Annotated in this window: 15 protein-coding genes, 1 tRNA gene and 2 pseudogenes; 7 read left to right on the top strand and 11 right to left on the bottom strand. The window is 70.3% G+C overall.

The genetic code is table 11. The annotated features are described in order from the left end of the window. Positions 1–10 precede the first annotated feature (10 nt). Both AMETH_RS32615 and AMETH_RS32610 read left to right on the top strand, forming a co-directional pair. The gene (locus AMETH_RS32615; RefSeq protein WP_223842996.1) at positions 11–529 is read left to right on the top strand and encodes a GNAT family N-acetyltransferase; all 519 of its coding nucleotides are present in this window, start codon (positions 11–13) and stop codon (positions 527–529) included. Positions 530–933: 404 nt separating this feature from the next. After that, on the top strand, positions 934–1,389 hold the full coding sequence (locus AMETH_RS32610) for a hypothetical protein (protein ID WP_017985384.1): 456 nt from the start codon (positions 934–936) through the stop codon (positions 1,387–1,389). On the opposite strand, the gene AMETH_RS32605 is transcribed toward AMETH_RS32610, so the two are convergent. From AMETH_RS32605 to AMETH_RS32575, 7 genes are all read right to left on the bottom strand, one after another. Then, entirely contained in the window at positions 1,377–2,810 is a 1,434-nt protein-coding gene (locus AMETH_RS32605) for an MBOAT family O-acyltransferase (RefSeq protein ID WP_017985383.1), read from the bottom strand. The genes AMETH_RS32610 and AMETH_RS32605 overlap by 13 nt on opposite strands. 166 nt (positions 2,811–2,976) lie before the next feature. Further along, positions 2,977–3,933 carry a 23S rRNA (guanosine(2251)-2'-O)-methyltransferase RlmB gene (gene rlmB / locus AMETH_RS32600; RefSeq protein ID WP_017985382.1) on the bottom strand — a complete coding sequence of 319 codons (957 nt, stop codon included), beginning with the start codon at positions 3,931–3,933 and terminating at the stop codon, positions 2,977–2,979. Continuing rightward, on the bottom strand, positions 3,934–5,325 hold the full coding sequence (gene cysS, locus AMETH_RS32595; protein WP_026153575.1) for a cysteine--tRNA ligase: 1,392 nt from the start codon (positions 5,323–5,325) through the stop codon (positions 3,934–3,936). 31 nt (positions 5,326–5,356) lie between these two features. Next, complete coding sequence (locus tag AMETH_RS32590; protein WP_017985380.1) at positions 5,357–6,043, bottom strand: HAD family hydrolase; 687 nt, start codon at positions 6,041–6,043, stop codon at positions 5,357–5,359. Positions 6,044–6,084: 41 nt separating this feature from the next. Further along, positions 6,085–6,552 (bottom strand): 2-C-methyl-D-erythritol 2,4-cyclodiphosphate synthase, encoded by a 468-nt coding sequence (ispF, locus tag AMETH_RS32585; RefSeq protein ID WP_017985379.1) that lies wholly within the window; start codon positions 6,550–6,552, stop codon positions 6,085–6,087. Beyond that, on the bottom strand, positions 6,549–7,184 hold the full coding sequence (locus AMETH_RS32580; RefSeq protein WP_017985378.1) for an IspD/TarI family cytidylyltransferase: 636 nt from the start codon (positions 7,182–7,184) through the stop codon (positions 6,549–6,551). The genes ispF and AMETH_RS32580 overlap by 4 nt, the downstream gene beginning before the upstream one ends. A gap of 98 nt (positions 7,185–7,282) precedes the next feature. After that, positions 7,283–7,774: a CarD family transcriptional regulator gene (locus AMETH_RS32575; RefSeq protein WP_017985377.1), complete on the bottom strand. Its 492-nt coding sequence runs from the start codon at positions 7,772–7,774 to the stop codon at positions 7,283–7,285. Between the two features lie 269 nt (positions 7,775–8,043). Between AMETH_RS32575 and AMETH_RS32570 the strand changes: the two genes are divergently transcribed. Both AMETH_RS32570 and radA read left to right on the top strand, forming a co-directional pair. Beyond that, complete coding sequence (locus tag AMETH_RS32570; RefSeq protein WP_026153574.1) at positions 8,044–8,703, top strand: copper chaperone PCu(A)C domain-containing protein; 660 nt, start codon at positions 8,044–8,046, stop codon at positions 8,701–8,703. 33 nt (positions 8,704–8,736) lie between these two features. Next, entirely contained in the window at positions 8,737–10,095 is a 1,359-nt protein-coding gene (gene radA / locus AMETH_RS32565; protein ID WP_017985375.1) for a DNA repair protein RadA, read from the top strand. A 303-nt stretch (positions 10,096–10,398) separates the two neighbouring features. Here radA and otsB read toward each other — a convergent pair whose 3' ends face one another. From otsB to AMETH_RS32550, 3 genes are all read right to left on the bottom strand, one after another. Continuing rightward, positions 10,399–12,930: a trehalose-phosphatase gene (gene otsB, locus AMETH_RS32560; protein ID WP_026153573.1), complete on the bottom strand. Its 2,532-nt coding sequence runs from the start codon at positions 12,928–12,930 to the stop codon at positions 10,399–10,401. Between the two features lie 47 nt (positions 12,931–12,977). Then, complete coding sequence (locus AMETH_RS32555) at positions 12,978–14,420, bottom strand: alpha,alpha-trehalose-phosphate synthase (UDP-forming) (RefSeq protein WP_017985373.1); 1,443 nt, start codon at positions 14,418–14,420, stop codon at positions 12,978–12,980. Between the two features lie 82 nt (positions 14,421–14,502). Continuing rightward, the gene (locus AMETH_RS32550) at positions 14,503–16,023 is read right to left on the bottom strand and encodes a threonine/serine exporter family protein (RefSeq protein WP_017985372.1); all 1,521 of its coding nucleotides are present in this window, start codon (positions 16,021–16,023) and stop codon (positions 14,503–14,505) included. Between the two features lie 151 nt (positions 16,024–16,174). Here AMETH_RS32550 and AMETH_RS32545 point away from each other — a divergent pair. Then, positions 16,175–16,247, top strand: a tRNA-Thr gene (locus AMETH_RS32545). Positions 16,248–16,326: 79 nt separating this feature from the next. On the opposite strand, the pseudogene AMETH_RS42825 reads toward AMETH_RS32545, so the two are convergent. After that, positions 16,327–17,670: pseudogene (locus tag AMETH_RS42825) on the bottom strand (tyrosine-type recombinase/integrase). Between the two features lie 578 nt (positions 17,671–18,248). On the opposite strand from AMETH_RS42825, the pseudogene AMETH_RS39480 reads away from it, so the two are divergent. Further along, positions 18,249–18,350 (top strand): annotated as a pseudogene (locus AMETH_RS39480) (IS5/IS1182 family transposase); the annotation flags it as partial. 111 nt (positions 18,351–18,461) lie between these two features. Further along, a complete protein-coding gene (locus AMETH_RS32535; protein ID WP_026153346.1) occupies positions 18,462–19,745 on the top strand; it encodes an ISL3 family transposase in 1,284 nt (427 codons plus the stop codon). Positions 19,746–19,756: the final 11 nt, after the last annotated feature.

The raw sequence follows: 19,756 nt of genomic DNA, 5'->3' as shown, positions 1-19,756 counted from the left end.
GTCGCGTGTGGTGGGTGCGGTCGGCATGCTGGGCCGGGTGGAAGAGATCGTCACCCACCTCGAGATGACCAGCCCCGCCGACCTGCGCCCGGCGCCGCCCGTGCCCGGGGTCGCGGTGGAGCCCATCCCCGCCGACGCCCCACTGGTCCGCCCGACGACGGTGCGGATCGGCGAGCCGTACAACTGGCCGAGCTCCCGCTGGTCCGACGACGACTGGGAGTGGTACCTGGCCCGCGAGGGCCGCCATTGCGTGCTGATCCGCCACCTGGGCGAGATCGCCGGCCTGGCGGACTACCAGTCCCACGGCGACGGCGAAGTGGAGATCACCACGTTCGGCCTGGTGCCGGAGTACGTGGGTAAGGGCATCGGCGGCTACGCACTGACCCTCGCGGTCGAGCAGGCGTGGCAGTCGGGCCCGGACGTTCGCCGCGTGTGGCTGCACACCTCGGACCTCGACCACCCGCACGCCCTGCCGAACTACCACCGCCGGGGCTTCCGCACGTTCCGCACCGCGCGCGGGCGGCGCTAACCGTCCTCCCGCCCCGGCAGCGGCTCACCACGGAGGCCTTCCGGGCGTCCTCTTGGACCCCCGAAAACTCGGGGCCGTAGCGAGTGTTCGTCCGGTCGCGTTTCGGTCCGGAGAGCCAGAACAGCTCGTCCGTCTCGACGTCGACGAAGTTGGCGCTCGGCAGACCGGTCCACCGCCGCAGCGTCCGGCCGTGGAAGTAGGCAGTTTGCCACGTGCGGGAAAACCGCACCCACCCGATCCACGACGGCCCTCGATCGGTGTCGAAGCCGGTCTTCAGCTGGACGAACATGATCCGCACCGGCACGGCATCCCCCTCACCCCGGTGGTACTGGGAAACGTTGAGCAGGGGAAACAGCCACTGGTCAAGTCGCGGGCAGCGGCAGGGCAAGACAAGGAGCCAGCCGATGTTCCAGAACTTCGGGTTGATCCCATCCGTGCGCGGCGGCGCCGTTCTGGTGCCTGCTGCCACGCGTACGCGACGGGAGTTCCTGGACTTCGTGATCGATGGCCGGCCCGTGTCGTCACTCTTCGACGGGCAGGACGTGGTTTCTGCGCTCGCCACTGATCTTCCGCCGCGTGCCCTGAGCCGGGAGGTGGACCGTCTGCTGCTCCGCGGTCCGTCCAGCCTCCCGGACGGGCGGCAGGTGCTCTACTGCTGCCCGGAGTGCGGTGATCTCGCCTGTGGAGCCATCACGGCGATGATCACCCGGCACGACGACCTCATCATCTGGCGCGACTTCCGCCGGCAGGACTCGCAAGACCGAGAGCTCGAAAGCTACCCGGACGCCGGTCCTTTCCGGTTCAGCGCGGATCAGTACCGGAACGCACTGGAGCAGGTGCGCTCCACTCAGAACTGGTAGTACAGGAACGGGCTGAACGTGCCGTTCGCGACCAGGATCGCGGCGTACAGCGCGCCCGCCGTCATCACGCCGATCCGCAGGCCCACCGCGCCGCGGGTTCGGGCGGACTCCAGCAGTGGCCCGGCGACCGGGTTGGCGGGCAGTGCGAAGATCGCCAGCGCGGCGATCAGGATGACCACCCGCTGGTTCGTCAGCGCCGCCTCGACGACGTCTGTCAGGCCGTCGAAGTCGGGGACCAGCATGTGCCCGATCATCGTGAACGCGTGCCTGATGTCGGCCGACTTGAAGAACACCCAGCCGAACACCACGAGCACCAGCGTCAGCACCCGGCGGCCCACCCGCGCGGCCACCGCGGCCGGGGTCCGGTCCCAGCCGAACCGGCGCTCGATGATCAGCAGCAGCCCGTGGTAACAACCCCACACCAGGAACGTCCAGTTCGCGCCGTGCCAGAAGCCCGTCAGCACGAACACGATGCACAGGTTACGGTACGTCTTCGCCGCGCCGGCGCGGTTGCCGCCGAGCGGGATGTACGCGTAGTCGCGGAACCAGCGGCTCAGCGACATGTGCCAGCGCCGCCAGAACTCGGTCACCGTCACCGACGAGTACGGCCGCGCGAAGTTTTCCGGCAGCCGGAACCCGAGCATCCGCCCCAGCCCGATCGCCATGTCCGAGTAGCCGGAGAAGTCGAAGTACAGCTGCAGTGTGTACCCGACCGCGCCGAGCCACGCGATCGCGAACGTCATCTCGTCGCCGGGCGTCGCGAAGCACGCCTCCACCATCGGGCTCAGCGAGTCGGCGATGATCGCCTTCTTGCACAGCCCCAGCGCGAACCGCGGGAAGCCCGCCGCGATGTCGTCCATCCGGTGCGACCGGTGCTGCGGCAACTGGTCCGCGATCTCCCGGTACCGCACGATCGGGCCCGCCACGAGCTGCGGGAACATCGCGATGTAGGTCACGAACGACACCGGGTTGCGCAGCGCCCGCCGCTCACCCCGGTAGATGTCGACCACATAGGAAATGTGGTGGAACGTGAAGAACGAAATGCCGATCGGCAACGCCAGGTGCGCCACCGGGAACGAACCACCGAAGAGCTGGGTGAAGTAGTCGATCTGCTGCGTCGCGAACCCGGCGTACTTCCAGACCACCAGGATGCCGACGTCGAAGCAGATGACCGCGATCAGCAACGACCGCTTCCGGCTCGACCGCGGCTCCCACGGGTTTGGCTCCAGCGCGGTGCCCGCCGCGAAGTTGACCACCATGCACGCCAGGAGCAGCAGGGTGAACGCGCCCGCGCCGCTGGCGTAGAAGACCAGGCTGGCGACCGCGATGATGCCGTTCCGCCAGCTCCTCGGCAGCACCAGCACGGCGAGCAACGTCGCCGGAAGGAAGTACCAGAGGAACAACGGTGAAGCGAACGACATCGACCTGGGGTCCCCCTGTGCAAGCGGATCAGCGCACTGACCTTAGCCGACCGGGTTGGCCCGAAGGAGTGAAACTCACCGCTTCCGCGGCGGGTGTGTGAAGTTCCCCGCTGCACGCCACAAAAAGGAGCGGCGCCGGAGCCCGGCGCCGCTCAAGCAGCCACGATCAGATGCGCCCCGCCACGCGTCGCCGCCGCGCGACCTCCGCCAGCAGCACCGCCGCCGCGACGGAGGCGTTCAGCGACTCCACCCCCGCGGCCATCGGAATGGACACCGTCTCGTCGCAGGTCTCCCGCACCAGGCGGGACAGGCCGCGCCCCTCGGAGCCCACCACGACCACCAGCGGATCCGTCGCCAGGGACAGGTCGTCGATCCCGACCGAGCCGTCCGCGTCCAGGCCCGCGATCATCAGGCCCTCCTCTGCCCACAGCTTCAGCTGCCGGGTCAGGTTGGTCGCGATCGCGATCGGCATCTTCGCCGCGGTGCCGGCACTCGTCCGCCACGCCACGGCCGTGATGCCCGCGCTGCGACGCTGCGGCAGCAGCACGCCGTGCGCCCCGAACGCCGCCGCCGAACGCACCACCGCGCCCAGGTTCCGCGGGTCGGTCACGCCGTCGAGCGCCACCAGCAGCGGCGGCTCACCCGAGTCCTTCGCGATCGCCAGCAGGTCGTCCGGGTGGCTGTACTCGAACGGCGGCACCTGCAGCCCGAGCCCCTGGTGCACCGCGCGGTTGGTCTTGCGGTCCAGCTCCTCGCGCGGGATCTCCAGGATCGAGATGCCCTTGTCCGCCGCCAGCCGCACCGCTTCGGTGACCCGGTCGTCGGCGTCGATGTTCAGCGCCACGAACAGCGTGGTGCCCGGCACGCCCGCGCGCAGGGCCTCGACCACCGGGTTGCGGCCGGCGATGATCTCCGGCCCTTCGCGGCGGTCGCGAGCCTTCTCGGCGCGCGCGGCAGCCGCCGCGGCACGCTTCTGCTTCGGGTGCCCGGGACGCATCTCCGCGCGCGGCGTCGGGCCCTTGCCCTCCAGCCCGCGGCGGCGCTGACCACCGGAGCCGACGACGGCGCCCTTCTTGGTGCCCTCTTTGCGAACCGCACCCCGGCGCTTGGAATTGCCTGCCATTTAAGCTTCTTTCACGGTCCACACCGGACCATCGGGAGTATCTTCGACCGTGATCCCCGCCTTGAGCAGGCGGTCGCGCACGGCGTCGGCCCTGGCGAAGTCACGCGTGGCACGCGCCTCCTGGCGCTCCACGAGCATCGCCTCGACCAACTCGGCCAGTGCGGCCCTCGCCGGCGTCTCCGCCGCCGAGCTCTCCGCCCATTCCGGTGCCAGCGGGTCCAGCCCGAGCACACCCATCATCGCGCGCACCGAGCCGGCGGCCGCGCGCGCCTTGGCGTCATCGCCGGAGTCCAGTGCAGCGTTGCCCTCGCGGACCAGGTTGTGCACGGCCGCGACCGCTGCCGGCGTGGACAGGTCGTCGTCCATCGCGGCGACGAACTCGGGCGCCAGCTCGCCCGGCTCGACCGTGCCCGTCCGCTGCACCGCCCGGCGCAGGAAGCCTTCGATCCGCCGGTAGCCCTGGGCCGCCTCGGACAACGCGCCGTCGGAGTACTCGATGGTCGACCGGTAGTGCGGCTGCACCAGGTAGTACCGCAGCTCGGCGGCCCGGTAGTCGCGCAGCATCGCCTCGATCGACACCACGTTGCCCAGCGACTTCGACATCTTCTCGCCGGACAGCGTCACCCACGCGTTGTGCAGCCAGAACCGCGCGAACGGGTCGCCCGCCGCCTGCGACTGGGCGCGCTCGTTCTCGTGGTGCGGGAACACCAGGTCGACGCCGCCGCCGTGGATGTCGAACTCGGCGCCCAGGTACGTGGTCGCCATCGCGGAGCACTCCAGGTGCCAGCCCGGCCGCCCGTCGCCCCACGGGGTCGGCCACGACGGCTCGCCCGGCTTGGCGCTCTTCCACAGCGTGAAGTCCCGCGGGTCGCGCTTGCCCTCGGCCAGCGTCTCGCCCTGCTGCACCTCGTCCAGCTTCTGCCGGGACAGCGCGCCGTACTCGGGGAACGTGGACACGGCGAAGTACACGTCACCGCCCGCCGCGTAGGCGTGCCCGGCATCGATGAGGCGCTGCATCAGCTCCACCATCTGCGTGACGTGCCCGGTGGCGCGCGGCGCGATTGAGGGCGGGAGGCAGCCGAGGACGGTGTAGGCCTCCTCGAACGCGCGTTCGTGCGTCGCCGCCCACTCCCACCACGGCCGTCCGGCGTCGGCGGCCTTGGTGAGGATCTTGTCGTCGATGTCCGTGACGTTCCGCACGAACAACACGTCCAGTCCACTGTGGATCAGCCAGCGGCGCAGGACGTCGTAGTTCAGGGCGCCGCGGACGTGCCCGATGTGGGGAATGCCCTGCACGGTGGCCCCACACACGTACATGGACGCCGTTCCGCTACGGGCGGGGTGGAACTCCCGCACGCTCCTGCTCGCGGTGTCGTACAGATGAAGGGCCACCCTGAAATGGTACGGGTCACCTTGACGCCGCTCAGAGCACCCCGTGCGTGCGCAGGGCCGTGAGCAGGCCGTCCGGGCGTTCGGCGGTCGGCAGTGGGTCGACGAGGGCGAACGCGCAGCCGAGTGCCTTCGCTCCGCCGTCGGCCTCCTCGCTGTCGCCGACCATGAGCGTGTCCTCCGGCGCGACCCCGAGCTTGTCGACCAGCAGCCGGAAGACCTCGGGCTGCGGCTTGATGTAGCCCTCCTCGAAGGAGAGCAGGAACTCGTCGACGAAGTCGGTCAAGCCGCGCATCGCGAACGCGGGCCGGATGTCGAAGGCGATGTTGCTCAGCACGCCGACCTTGACGCCCTTGGCCGCGGTGTCCTTCAGCGCGGCCTCGGTGTCGGGATACGGCGTCCACTCGGCGGGATCGATCAGGCGGTTGTAGAGCGCCTCGGCCTGGTGGGCGTGCGCGACGCCGGACTTGCGCAGCACCTCGAGGTAGATCTTGCGGTGCAGGGCCGGATCGAGGTCCCGGTTCTCCCACGCGTGCTGGTACTCCTCGGACAGCTCGACGACCTGCCCGGTCGGGGCGGTCATGCGGCGCATCAGCTCGGTTTGCGCCTCGACGTCGAGCGGGGCGCCGTCGGGGGTCGTAAGGTCGGACAGCCAGCTGGAGTTCTGTTCGAGCCGGAAGAGGGTGCCGGAGAAGTCGAACATCACCGCCTGAATCGTCACAGACCACAGGCTACCGGGGACGACCTCGGGATTCGTGTGACTTATTCCGCCGGCAGCAGCAGCGCGGTGGCGACCGCGGCGATGCCCTCGCCGCGGCCGGTCAGGCCGAGCCCGTCGGTGGTGGTGCCGCTGACGCTGACCGCGCCGCCCGCGGCCTTGCTCAGCACGTCCTGGGCCTCTTCGCGCCGCTTGCCGATGCGCGGCGCGTTGCCGATGACCTGCACCGACGCGTTGCCCAGCCGCCAGCCTGCCGTCTCGACCAGCCGACGCGCCTCGGCCACGAACTCCGCGCCGTGGGCGCCTGCCCAGCGGGGGTCGCTGGTGCCGAACACCGCGCCCAGGTCGCCGAGCCCGGCCGCGGACAGCATCGCGTCGCACAGCGCGTGGGCGGCCACGTCGCCGTCTGAGTGGCCCGCGCAGCCGTCGGCGCCCTCCCACAGCAGCCCTGCGATCCAGCACTCGCGGCCCGCCTCGATCGGATGGACGTCGACCCCGGTCCCGACCCTCAACCCTGCTCCTCGAGTAGTGCTTCCGCGACGGCCACGTCGAAGGCCGTGGTGAGCCGGAGCGCGGTGGGGTGCCCGGCCACGGTGCGCACGCTACCGGGTAGGTCCGACAGCGGGTCCGCGCCGCGTGCGCAGAGCTCGCGGAGCACCTCGGGCCGGTAGCCGACGGGGGTCTGCACGACGCGTAGGTGGTCCCGGTCCGAGGTGCCGGCGATCACGTCGCCGGAAACGAGTTTGACGGTGTCGGTCACGGGTAGGACCGGGATGATCGCCTCTGCCCCGGCGAACACCGCCTCGGCCACCGCGCGGACGGTGGCGGGAGGCACGAACGGACGCGCGACGTCGTGCACCAGCACGACGTCGGAATCCCCGGCGGCCTCGACGGCCGCCCGGACGGATCCGGCGCGATCAGGACCACAGACCAGCACCCGGCACCGGGAACCGGCGCCGGGTGCTGCCCGTACGATCACTTCACAATCCCCGAGCACGGGTTTGGGAACCGCCACGGTCAGGCGGTCCGCGCATCCGGACTCCAGCAGGCCGTCCACGGCGTGCCGCAACAGCGGCGCACCGCGCACGAGGGCGCACGGATCCGGCCCATCGGGGTCGGCGATGAGGACTGCCGCGACCTTCATCGCCGGGGTCTCACTTCGCGGGACGAGCTGTGTCTCATGGGGCACACGCAGTAGATGAGCACGTCTGCCCGGCTCATCTCGCGAGGTCAGCCTGTGCTCTAGACGGTCGCTGTCTCCAGGACCTCGTCGAGCAGCGTCTCCGCCTTGCCCTCGTCGGTGCCCTCCGCCAGGGCGAGCTCACTGACCAGTATCTGCCGCGCCTTGGCCAGCATGCGCTTCTCGCCGGCGGACAGGCCGCGGTCCTTCTCGCGCCGCCAGAGGTCGCGCACCACTTCGGCCACCTTGTTCACGTCGCCCGAGGCGAGCTTCTCGAGGTTGGCCTTGTACCGACGAGACCAGTTCGTGGGCTCCTCGGTGTGCGGCGCTCGCAGCACGTCGAAAACCCGGTTCAGACCATCCTGGCCCACGACGTCCCGCACGCCGACGATCTCGGCGTTGTCAGCGGGCACGCGAACCGTGAGGTCTCCTTGTGCGACTTTGAGGACGAGGTACTGCTTCTCCTCGCCCTTGATCACGCGGGTCTCGATCGCTTCGATGAGTGCGGCACCGTGGTGCGGGTAGACGACGGTCTCTCCGACCTTGAAAACCATGTGTCCTCTGCCCCTTTCGCTGCCTCCATCCTAGCACGCGGCGAGGGGGCCCACCTAGCGGGCTGAGATCGTCGTCGCAGGTCAGGGGCCATCCGGGGGGTTGACAAACCGATAAAGTGCATGCTCATGCAGGTGGCGGGGAACCCTGTCGACATTGATTCTCTGATCCATTGTGGACGGTTTCCGGCCCCCTCGGCGCACCCTCGGTGGCGGGCTTTCCGGCCGCAGATAGGATCTGGCCGGTATAGCTTCTAGGAGGGACTGAGACCGTGAGGCTGCAGAAACGTCGTGTGGTCGGCGCGAGCGTGGTCGCCGTGGGTGCCGCCCTGGCTCTGGCCGGGTGCGGGGCCGGGCAGATCACCCAGACCAACACCATGCTGCCCGCGGTCAACGGCGCGATGGCCCAGGCGGGCAAGCTCGTCCTGCGGGACGCCGGCCTGGTGAACCGCAACGACTGCCAGCAGGCCTATGCGACCGGGTCGAGCGCCCCGCTCACGCTGGTGATCGCCAACGACGGCACCACCGACGACGAGCTGGTCTCCGTGAGCAGCGCGAACGCGGCGAGCGCCACCGTCGAGGGCCAGAAGGCCATCGTCGCGGGCAGCAAGCTCCTGATCGGCCCGGCCACCGAAGCCGAGTCCGTGCAGCAGCCGGAGTCCAGCTCCGCCGCGCCGAGCTCGACCCAGACCTCGCCCACCTCGTCGGCGTCCGCGTCGCCGACCGCGGGCCCCACCGGGCAGCCGACCCGGATCGGTCACGCCGAGGTCGTCCTGCAGGGCATCAAGCAGGTCGTGTGGCCCGGCCAGACCATCCCGGTCACCTTCACCTTCCGCGACGCCGGCCCGGTCACCGTGAACCTGCCGATCCAGGCGCCCACGGTCGAGCTGAACTGCCAGCCGTCCGCCGAGGCGGAAGCCGGCGGTCACTAGAACTGTCGGTGGTGCCAGCTAGCGTGACCGACCATGGTCAAGAAGGGCACCAGCTACCGCTGCGGTGAGTGCGGGTACGAGGCCGCCAAGTGGGTCGGCCGCTGCCCGGAGTGCCAGGCGTGGGGAACCATCGAGGAGCGCGGCGACGCGCGCCCGCCGATAGCCCGCGTGGCAGCGGGCGCGCCCAGCGCGCCGGCGCGGCCGATCGGCCAGGTCGACATCGAGGCCGCGCGCGCCCGCACCACCGGCGTCGGCGAGCTGGACCGCGTGCTCGGCGGCGGGCTCGTGCCCGGCGCGGTCGTGCTGCTGGCCGGTGAGCCGGGCGTCGGCAAGTCCACCCTCCTGCTCGAGGTGGCCTACCAGTGGGCCCGCGGCGGGTCCGGGCCCGCGCTGTACGTCACCGGCGAGGAGTCCGCGGGACAGGTGCGCCTGCGCGCCGAGCGGACGAAGAACGTGCACGAGGGCGTGTTCCTGGCGGCGGAAAGCGATCTGTCGGCGATCCTCGGGCACGTCGACGCGGTCAAGCCGGGTGTGCTGATCGTCGACTCGGTGCAGACGATGGCCTCGCCCCAGGTGGAGGGTGCGCCGGGCGGCGTGACGCAGGTCAGGGCCGTCACCGCCGGCCTGGTCGCGCTGGCTAAGGAGCGCGGGCTGCCGGTCGTGCTCGTGGGGCACGTCACGAAGGACGGCTCGGTCGCCGGGCCGCGCGTGCTGGAGCACCTGGTCGACGTGGTGCTGCACTTCGAGGGCGACCGGCACTCGACGCTGCGGATGGTGCGCGGGGTGAAGAACCGGTTCGGGCCCGCGGACGAGATCGGGTGCTTCGAACTGCGCGAGGACGGCATCGTCGGGGTGCCGGACCCGTCCGGGCTGTTCCTGAACCGGCGGGAGGACGCGGTGCCGGGCACCGCGGTGACGGTCACGGTCGAGGGCAAGCGGCCGCTGCTGTGCGAGGTGCAGGCGCTCGTGTCGAGTGCCGGCGCGCCGCAGCCGAGGCGGGCCGTGAGCGGCCTGGACTCCGCGCGGGTGGCGATGATCCTCGCCGTGCTGGAGAAGCGCGGCGGGATCAAGCTGGGCGACCGGGACGTCTATTCGGCGACGGTCGGCGGGATGAAGGTCACCGAGCCCGCCGTGGACCTGTCCGTGTTGCTGGCGCTGTGGTCGTCGGTGCGGGACGTGGCGTTGTCGCCGCGGCTGGTGGTCGTCGGCGAGGTCGGGCTCGCCGGGGAGGTCCGACGGGTCACCGGCGCCGGGCGGCGGCTGGCGGAGGCCGCGCGGATGGGGTTCACGCACGCGCTGGTGCCGCCCGACCCGGGGAAGCTGCCGGACGGGATCCGGGTGCTGGAGGTGGACTCGGTGGCGGCGGCCCTGCACGCGGCCAACTACGCCTGACTCCCGTGTCAGGGGCTCCCGCGGCGCCGAAATCGCCGGCAGCCCCGGCCGCAGCACCGTCGCGACGCTGCCTGGCCACCTCGCCCAGTCCCTGACCTGGGACCAAGGCGCTGAGATGGCCGGCCACAGCGCCGAACACCTCGCGTTCGTCGCCGCCGAACTCAACGACCGCCTACGCAAAACGCTCGGCTGGGACACCCCAGCCGAGCGCTTGACCAAGCCCCTGACCCGAGCCAGTTGATCAGTTGTGTTGCAACGACCCCTGGAATCCGGCAGCCGAGGGGCCTTCGTCCGAACCGTGACCTACGCGCCGGAGAGCAGCTTGGCGCAGCGGATCAGCCCGAGGTGCGAGTACGCCTGCGGGTGGTTGCCCAGCGAGCGCTCCGCCACCGGGTCGTACTGCTCGGGCAGCAGGCCTGTCGGGCCCGCCGTGTCGACCAGCTGCTCGAACAGCTCCTCCGCCTCGGTGCGGCGGCCGGTCAGCAGGTACGCCTCGATCAGCCACGCGGCGCACAGGTGGAACCCGCCCTCGCTGCCCGGCAGGCCGTCGTCGCGGCGGTAGCGATACACCGTGGAACCGCTGCGCAGCTCGGCCTCGATCGCGGTCACCGTGTGCTGGAACCGCTCGTCCGACGGGTCGATCAGCCCGGCCAGCCCGACGAAAAGCGAAGCCGCGTCCAGGTCGGTGCCGTCGTAGGCCGTGGTGAACGCCTGGACCTCGTCGTTCCAGCCGTTGGTCAGCACGTCGTTCGCGATCTCCTCGCGCAGGTCGTGCCACCCGGCCGGGATCTCGCGCCCGTACACCTCGCCGAGCTTGATGGCGCGGTCGACGGTCACCCAGCACATGACGCGCGAGTACACTCGGTGGCGCGGCACGTGCCGCTCCTCCCAGATGCCGTGGTCGGGCTCCGACCAGCGCCGCGTGACGGCCTCGGCCATCGCGCGCACCAGCTGCCAGTCCTCGTCCCGCAGCTCGCCGCGCACCTGCGCCAGCTCGGCCACCAGCTCGACGACCGGGCCGAACACGTCCAGCTGCACCTGGTGGTTCGCCAGGTTGCCGACGCGCACCGGCCGCGAACCCGCGTAGCCGGGCAGCGAGTCGATCACGGCCTCGGCGCCCAGCTGGGTGCCGTTGATCGTGTACAGCGGGTGCAGCCGCTCCGGCCCGGCCAGCGTCGACAGCACGCCGTGCAGCCACCGCAGGTAGCCCTCGGCCTCGGCGAGCGAGCCCAGCCCGACCAGCTCCCGTACGGTGAACGCCGCGTCGCGGATCCAGCAGTAGCGGTAGTCCCAGTTCCGCACGCCGCCGATCTCCTCCGGCAGCGACGTCGTGGCCGCCGCGAGCACCGCACCGGTGTCGGCGTTGCACAGCCCGCGCAGCGTCAGCGCCGAGCGCGCGACCAGCTCCGGCTCCACGTTCGGCAGCTTCAGCGTGGTCGCCCAGTCGCTCCAGTAGGCGCCCGCCCGCGCCCGCCGCTCCGGTTCGGACAGCTCGTGTGCGGTGAGGTCCGTGGTGCCGCACCGCAGTTCGAGCACGACCGGCTCGTCCTGGGTGGGCTGGACCAGCGCGGTGGCGGTGTCGTGCAGGCCGTCGGAGGTGATCTCCCACGCCACGCCCGGCGAACGCAGCACGATCGGCTCCGACGTGCCCAGCACGCGCAGCCCCTGGGGGTCGGGCACCAGCCGGACGGGGACACCGCCGAACTCCGGCCGCGGCGCGAACACCACGGACGCGGCGGCGGTCCCGGAGATCACGCGCACCAGGTCGGTGCGGTGCGGCGGGCCCTCCGGCTCCAGGTAGTCCGTTACCAGCAGCCGCGACCAGCGGGTCTCGACCGTCATCGTGTTCGGCAGGTACCGCTGGCCCAGCGGCAGGCCGTTGTGGTGCGGCTTGATCGAGAAGTGGCCCGCGCTGGTGCCGCCGAGCAGGTCGGCGAACACCGCGGGCGCGTCCGGGCCGGGGTGGCACATCCAGGTCAGCCGGGCGTCCGGGGTGACCAGCGCGACCGCGCGCTCGTTGGACAGCATGGACAGCCGCTCGATCGGCGGCGCCTGCTCGCCGTAGAGCCAGTTGCGGCGCTCCTCCAGCATGAACGCCAGAACCGTCGCGACGTCCTCGGTGCCGGGCACCCGGTAGGCGGCCAGGGTCTCGCCGTCGCCGACCTTGACGCCGACGTCGGGGCCGGACAGCCGCGCGAACGCCTTCTCGTCGGTGACGTCGTCGCCGAGGAAGATCGCCGCGGTGGCGCCGACCTGGTGGCGCAGGGTGTCCAGCGCGCGGCCCTTGTCGGTCTGCACGACGGCCAGCTCGACGACCTCCTTGCCGTCGGTGGTCGTCACACCCTCCCACGTGCACGGTCCACTGTGGACTTCGTCGAGCACGCGGCGGGCCGCGTCGCGGTCGGCGCGGCGGACGTGCACCGCGATGCTGGCCGGCTTGACCTCCAGGCTCACGCCCGGCACGTCGCCGGCGATGCGCTCCAGCTCCTGCTCGACCCTGCGGTGCAGGTCGCGGGCCTGGGCGTCGAGCTCGTGCACGAAGCCGATGTCGAATTCGGAACCGTGGCTGCCGACCAGGTGCACCTCGTGCGGCAGTCGCGACAGGATGGCGAGGTCGCGCAGCGCGCGGCCGGAGATGACCGCGGTGGTCGTCTCGTGCAGCCCGGCCAGCGAGCGCAGCGCGCCCACCGACTCGGGCAGCGGGCGCGCCTCGTCCGGGTTGGTCACGATCGGAGCCAAGGTCCCGTCGTAGTCGCAAGCGACCAGCAAACGCGGCGTGCGAGCGATCTGCACGATCGCACGGCGCAGCTCAGCGGGCAGGGACTCGGCGGTCACCACTCCTCCTTAAGGAGCTCAAAAGCGTGTAGCTGCAGGTGGGCCACTCAGGCGGCCGGTTCGGACCCGAGTGCCTCAAGGAACGACCGTGCCCACCTGTCGACGTCGTGGGTGAGGACCTGACGCCGCAACGCGCGCATCCGGCGTCTGCCCTCGGCAGGGTCGAGCGTAATGGCCGCCTCCAACGCGTTCTTAACCCCGTCGAGATCATGTGGGTTGACGAGAAAAGCGCTGGTCAGCTCGGCGGCGGCGCCGGCGAACTCGGACAGCACGAGCGAGCCGCCGAGATCGTGACGGCACGCGACGTACTCCTTACAGACGAGATTCATCCCATCGCGTAGTGGGGTGACGACCATGACGTCGGCCGCACTGTAGAACGCGGCCAGCTCCTTGCGGTCGACCGACTGGTGCAGGTAGTGCACCACCGGGTGACCGACGCGGGCGAACTCGCCGTTGATGCGGCCCACCATCTGCTCGATCTCGGTGCGCATCCGCTGGTAGTGCTCGACGCGTTCCCGGCTCGGGGTGGCCAGCTGGACGAAGGTGACGTCCTCGGGCTGGACCCGGCCCTCCTGGAGCAGCTCGTGCAGCGCCTGCAGCCGCAGGTCGATGCCCTTGGTGTAGTCCAGGCGGTCGACCCCGAGCAGGACGGTCTTCGGGTTGCCCAGGTCGCGGCGGATCTGGGCGGCCCGCTCCGCGACCTCCTTGGTGCGGGCGAGCGTGTCCAGGCCGGCCGCGTCGATCGAGATCGGGAACGCGCCGACCCGGACCGTGCGGTTGCCGACCTGCATCATGCCCGGCCGGGACCGCACGCCGACCGCGCCGCGGCTGGGCTCCAGCCCGAGCAGCGTGCGGGCCAGCCACAGGAAGTTCTGCGCGCCGCCGGGCCGGTGGAAGCCGACCAGGTCGGCGCCGATCAGGCCGCGCACGATCTCCGCGCGCCACGGGAGCTGCATGAACAGCTCGACGGGCGGGAACGGGATGTGCAGGAAGAAACCGATGCGTAGATCGGGGCGCAGCTCGCGGAGCATGCTCGGCACCAGCTGCAGCTGGTAGTCCTGCACCCACACGGTGGCGCCTTCGGCCGAGACCTGCGCGCTGGCCTCGGCGAAGCGGCGGTTGACCTGGACGTAGCTCTCCCACCAGCCACGGTCGAACACCGGCGGCGCGACCACGTCGTGGTAGAGCGGCCACAGCGTGGCGTTGGAGAAGCCCTCGTAGTAGTCGCGGACCTCTTCGGTCGACAGCGAGACGGGGTAGAGGACCATGCCTTCGTCGCTGAACGGGTCGACGTCGACACCCGGCACGCCCGGCCAGCCCACCCAGGCGCCCTTGCGCGAACGCAGGAACGGCTCCAGCGCCGACACCAAGCCGCCCGGACTCGCGGTCCAGCGCTGGTTGCCGTCGGCCGTCCGTTCGAGGTCGACGGGCAGCCGGTTGGCGACCACGACGAAGTCCGCCGAAGCCGTGCCGATCCCTGGTTCGCTCACGTGGCCATGCTCCCTTGTCGTCCGCTCGAACACTATCTCGCGACGGCGGCCCAAGATCCACCGCGCGGTGGCTCAGCGGCGGCTACTCCAGTCGCCGGTCGGTCGTCCGCAGCGGGCCCGCCATCCGGGGGCCGGCGAGCTTCCGTTCGAGCCGGCCGAGACCGGTGCGGACCGGCTGCGCGAGGTACTCCCCGAGTACCACGCCGGCGGCCAGCGCAAGCCCGATCGCCGCGGCTTTGATCAGCGTGGAGAGGTTGCCGTTGCTCTGCGTGGCCAGCTCATACAGGCCACGGTACGTGGACAGACCTGGCAGCAGGGGCGTGATTCCCGACACCGCCACGACCAGCGGCGTCACCTTCAGGCGACGGGCCAGAACGCCGCCGGAGAAGCCGACCACGACGGCCGCGACGGCGGAGGAGGTGATGACGTCGAACCGGCCGACGATCACCAACGCGCCGTAGACGCCGGCGCCGATCGCGCCAGCGGCGGCGGCCACGAGCATCGACCGCAGCGTCGAGTAGGAGGCGATGGCGAAGCAGGCCGCCGCGGCCGCGCCCGCCGGCACGATCACCAGCAGGCTGTCGGCGGTCTGCGCGGGCAGCACCGGTTCCGCCGGGGTGAAGCCGAGCGCTTTGGCGATGTTCAGTGCGAGCGCGACGCCGGTGATCAGGCCGGCGGACATCAGGATCGTTTCCATCGTGCGGCCCGCGGCGGTCACGTTGTACCCGGTGATCGCGTCCTGCACCGCGGACACCGTGGACAGACCGGAGAGGAGCACGGTGATCGCCGCGGCGGCGACCAGTGTGGAGAACCGGGTCGGCACGAGGCCGGTGTTGACGGCGAAGGTGGCCAGCCCCGTCGCGACCAGCCCGCCGACGGCCTGCTGGAAGAAGAACGGCAGCGCGACGCGGTTGAGGAGGCGCCCGAGCCGGTCGATGAGGGCGGAGATGATCAGCGCGCCGACCGCGACGTCCACGGTGCCGCTGAGCAGCAGGGTGATGAAGAAGGCCATGCCGCCCCAGGCCAGCGTGGCGAACCAGCGCGGGTACGGGTGCGGCGCGGTGGTGATCTTGTGCAGCTCGGTGTAGGCCTCTTCCGCGCTGAGGTTGCCGCGGAGGATCTGCTGGACCAGCATCTCCGTCTGCGACAGGCGGGTGTAGTCGAGGCTGCGCGAGCGGACGACGCGCAGGGCCGTGATCGGGTTCGCGTCGGTGCCCCGGTGACAGGTGACGGTGATGGACGTGAAGATGACGTCCACCTCGCAGTGCGGGAGACCGAAGGCCGCGGTGAGCGACAGGATGGTCGCGGTCACGTCGGACGCGCCGGCGCCGCTGGCCATCTGCACCTCGCCGATCCGGAGGACCAGGTCGAGGACGAAGTTGACCGTCGCCTCGTCCGGCAGGGCGGGACCGAGTTCGGTGGTCGCGTCCGGCGCCGGCTGCTCACCGGTCGGCGCTTCCAGGATGTGCCAGGCCCGGCGACGCGGCTCGGTCGCCCGCCGCCGCCGGTTCGCCTTCTCGACGCCCGGGTCCTCCGGCGCTTCGAGGATGTGCCAGCCGCGTCTGCGGGTCACCGGGCCCCGGACGCGCTGGGTGCTGTTCATACGGCCGTCACCTCCTTGATTTGGCCTCCCGGGTGCCCATCGCCTGGATCACGCCGGTCGTTGCAAAGGGGCAACCGTGGCGTGCGCCACTTCGCCGATCATCCACGAATCCGGGGGGCCCGGCAGCGGTTGCTAGGATGACCCCGATCAGGCCGACTTAGCTCAGCTGGTAGAGCAGCTGTCTTGTAAACAGCAGGTCAGGGGTTCGAGCCCCCTAGTCGGCTCCCCAGCTGACCAGGGTGTTTCCCTGTGGTGGGAACACCCTGGTCAGGGCTCGTCTCAGTTTCCATCTCAGTTGTTCGTTCAGGCCGGCACCGAAGCGGCTGTCGGTTCGTCGCCGTCACCGTCGTCTGGGCCTGTCCAGAGCAGTCCACCGAGCTGCGTCGCGATGCTCTGCCGTAGCTCGTCGGGCACATGCTGGTACCGCTGGGCCGTGTCGATTTTCGACCAGCCCATCACGTCCATGACCGCCCGCTGGGCGACGCCGAGCACGAGCAGGAACGTCGCCGCGGTGTGCCGGGCGTCGTGGAGCCGCGCCTCGCGCACCCCGGCTGCCTTCAGGACGTCCTTCCACTCGCCGTAGTCGGCTCGCGGGTCGGCCGGCCGGCCAGTCGGCTGGGCGAACATCCACCCGTCGTCCTGCCAGACGTCGGCGGCTCGCTGCCGCTCTGCGCCTTCCGGTGTTCGAGCAGGGCGAGCACCAGCGGCGGCGGCACACTCAGCACGCGCCGACCGGCGCGGGACTTGGGTTCCACCACGACGAGGCCGCCACTGTGTCGTGCCGGACAGTCAGCGCCCCGCTTGCGACCACACTTCTTGTCCGGGTCGCAGCCGTGCTGCCACGTCTGCCGTTGCAACGCTCGCCGGACCGTGAGCATTCCCGTGACCTGGGCAAACGGACAGTCTTCCGGACGCTTCTTCTCGCACGGCTCCGCCACACCACAACCGTGGTGCCACTGGACCTTGAGGTCGGTCCACTTGAGGCCGATCGCCTCGCCCTGCCGCAGTCCCAGCGCGAGGGCGATGGCCCCAGCGCACGCCGTTTCGCCGATCATGGGCAACGCGCAGGATTGCCCGCGCGTCGTCCACAGTCAGAGGCTCGATCTCGGTCTCTTCGATCTTCGGTGACCGCACGGCGCGGATCGGATTGCGCGTGATCCGGTTCCGTCGCTCGGCTGCGTTGAGGGATGCGCGCAGAGCGATGTGGACCTGTTGCAGGGTTGCCGACTTGGCACCTTCCTTCCGCAGGCGCGCATAGAACCGTTCGATGTGCTCGGGTTCGAGCCGCGTCAGCTTGTGCGCGCCGATCCCCGGAACGATGTACTTGTCGACCGCAGTCCAGTAGTAGCTGCGGGTCTTGTAGCGGACGTTCGGCACCGCGATCGTTGCGTACCAATGCATCACCCATTTCTCGACCGTCCATTCCTGGCCGGGCCTCCGGACCGTGCCCGCGTCGCGCTCTCGTTCGAGCTTCCGGACCTTCTTGATGACCTCGGCCTCCGTCTTGGCCTGAACATGCCGGCGGTCCGGCTTACCGTTGTCCTTCACGCCGACTGTGACCCGTCCGTGCCAGTAGCCGTCATTGCCGAGGTAGATGCTGCTTGCGCCATTCGGCGCGCGGGTTCCTTCGGTGCGCTTGCGAGGCAAGGAGTTTCCTTTCTCAGGCGGCGGTTTCGGCGGTGCCCGTTGACGAGGCGGGATGCGTATTCGCGGATGGCGGAGACTGGGACGCGGCGAAGCCGGCCGATGCGGACGGATTCGACCTCGCCCGTGCGAAGCAGGGCGCGGACCGGTGGTGCGGACGGCGCAGCCTCGCGTTCGGCGATGCTGCGGGCGAGCTTGGCAAGCGTGGTGGCCACTCGGTTACGCCAGCGGACGTCGTCCACGGCAGCTACGGACTGTCACCCCCCCGCGGGCATCACGGGGGCGGGTACGGGGGTGGTCGGCGGAATATCTGGGCGGAGTGCCGGAAGTGCGTTTCACACCCCGCGAACCCCGCAAAGTGGCCCTGGAGCTGGGGATTTGCACGCGGGGTTTGACGGCATCGGCGGGTTTGGAGGGTGAGCCGCCGGGAGTGAAACCCCGCAACCTGTGACCGACGTTTTACCTGTTCAGGGAGGGTTGTCCGGGTCGGCTGCGGGGTTTGCGGGGTTTCCGGGTTTGGTTGCCGGGGTTGGACTTGTCAGCCGGCGCGTTCGACCCAGTAGAGGCGCATCTTGGTGTGCTGGCGGCAGCTGCACGAGGCAGTGCTGGACGAGCTGGGCGGCAAAGGCATGATCGATTGGTCGCGCGCAGTCCTGGACGGAGCATCCGTCAGGCGAAAAAGGGCTCTGTTGATCTATGTGTGGGCCGGGTTTGACCTGGTAGAAGGGGCACGTCGTTGCTGGGTCTAGGTTTCTGAGCTGTCGAGGAACAGAAACGAACAGACGGAGAACGACGTGCCCTCTGCCAGGGTATGGTGTCGGCTGCTGGGTGTGCATCCCGCGGTTGTGGAATCAGTGGAGTTAGACGAGGCCGAGCAGGTACTGGTGGCCCGGGTACGGTTGCGGCGGCGGGATCGACACCGGTGCGGGGCGTGCTCTCGGCGGTGTCCGCGCTATGACGCTGGGCGGGGCCGGCGGCGGTGGCGTGCCCTGGATCTGGGCACCGTGCAGGCGTTTGTCGAGGCGGACGCGCCGCGGGTGCAGTGCCGCGAGCACGGTGTGGTGGTGGCCGCGGTGCCGTGGGCTCGCCATGGTGCCGGGCACACTCGCGCCTTCGATGACACCGTGGCGTGGCTGGCGACCCAGTCGTCGAGAACCTCGGTCCGGCAGCTGATGCGGATCGCCTGGCCGACCGTCGGGGCAATCATCACCCGGGTCCGGGCCGATATCGACGCCCAGGTTGATCGGCTGGCCGGGCTGCGCCGGATCGGGATCGACGAGATCAGCTACAAGAAGAATCACCGGTATCTCACCGTGGTGGTCGATCACGACACCGGCAGACTGGTCTGGGCAGCGCCGGGCAACGACAAAGCCACGCTGGCCGCGTTCTTCGAGTTACTCGGACCGGACCGCTGCGCCCGGATCACCCACGTATCAGCGGACGGGGCCGCGTGGATCGCCCACACCGTGGCCCAGTACTGCCCGGACGCCATCCGGTGCGCTGACCCGTTCCATGTGGTCGTGTGGGCCACCGACGCCCTGGACAAGGTCCGGCGCCAGGCGTGGAATACCGCGCGCCGCCAGCCCGGCGGCAGCCAGAAGGACCGACGCGGCCGCACCGCCTCGGCAGGTGCCGCGCAAACCATGAAGCGAGCACGGTGGGCACTGTGGAAGAACCCGGAAAACCTCACCGATCACCAACGCCACAAGCTTGCCTGGATCGCGAAAACGGACTCTCGCCTCTACCGTGCTTACCTGCTCAAAGAAGGACTCCGGCACGTTTTCGCAGTCGGCGGCGAAACCGGCAAAGAAGCGTTGCAACGCTGGCTGTCCTGGGCCCCACGATGCCGGATACCCGAGTTCGTCAAGCTCGCGCGCACCATCAGATCCGAACTCGCCGCCATCCACGCGAGTCTGGACCACGGCCTGTCCAACGCGCTGATCGAATCAACCAACACCAAGATCCGGCTGCTGACGAGGCTGGCCTTCGGGTTCAAACACCCCGACGCCCTGATCTCCCTCGCGCTCCTCGCCCTCGGCGGCTACCGCCCCGAACTACCCGACCGCACCCACACATAGACCAACAGAGC

The organism is Amycolatopsis methanolica 239 (assembly GCF_000739085.1).
In the GTDB taxonomy this organism is placed as follows: Bacteria; Actinomycetota; Actinomycetes; order Mycobacteriales; family Pseudonocardiaceae; genus Amycolatopsis_E; species Amycolatopsis_E methanolica.
Note: the sequence above shows the minus strand (reverse complement) of the source record. Positions and strands in the feature narration are given on the sequence as shown.

What these genes read in the sequence shown, in the direction of transcription:
- AMETH_RS32605 (WP_017985383.1), bottom strand. Translation starts at nt 2,810, where the DNA reads ATGTCGTTCGCTTCACCGTTGTTCCTCTGGTACTTCCTTCCGGCGACG.
- radA (WP_017985375.1), top strand. Translation starts at nt 8,737, where the DNA reads ATGGTCAAGAAGGGCACCAGCTACCGCTGCGGTGAGTGCGGGTACGAG.
- AMETH_RS32550 (WP_017985372.1), bottom strand. Translation starts at nt 16,023, where the DNA reads ATGAACAGCACCCAGCGCGTCCGGGGCCCGGTGACCCGCAGACGCGGC.
- AMETH_RS32575 (WP_017985377.1), bottom strand. Translation starts at nt 7,774, where the DNA reads ATGGTTTTCAAGGTCGGAGAGACCGTCGTCTACCCGCACCACGGTGCC.
- AMETH_RS32580 (WP_017985378.1), bottom strand. Translation starts at nt 7,184, where the DNA reads ATGAAGGTCGCGGCAGTCCTCATCGCCGACCCCGATGGGCCGGATCCG.
- rlmB (WP_017985382.1), bottom strand. Translation starts at nt 3,933, where the DNA reads ATGGCAGGCAATTCCAAGCGCCGGGGTGCGGTTCGCAAAGAGGGCACC.
- AMETH_RS32610 (WP_017985384.1), top strand. Translation starts at nt 934, where the DNA reads ATGTTCCAGAACTTCGGGTTGATCCCATCCGTGCGCGGCGGCGCCGTT.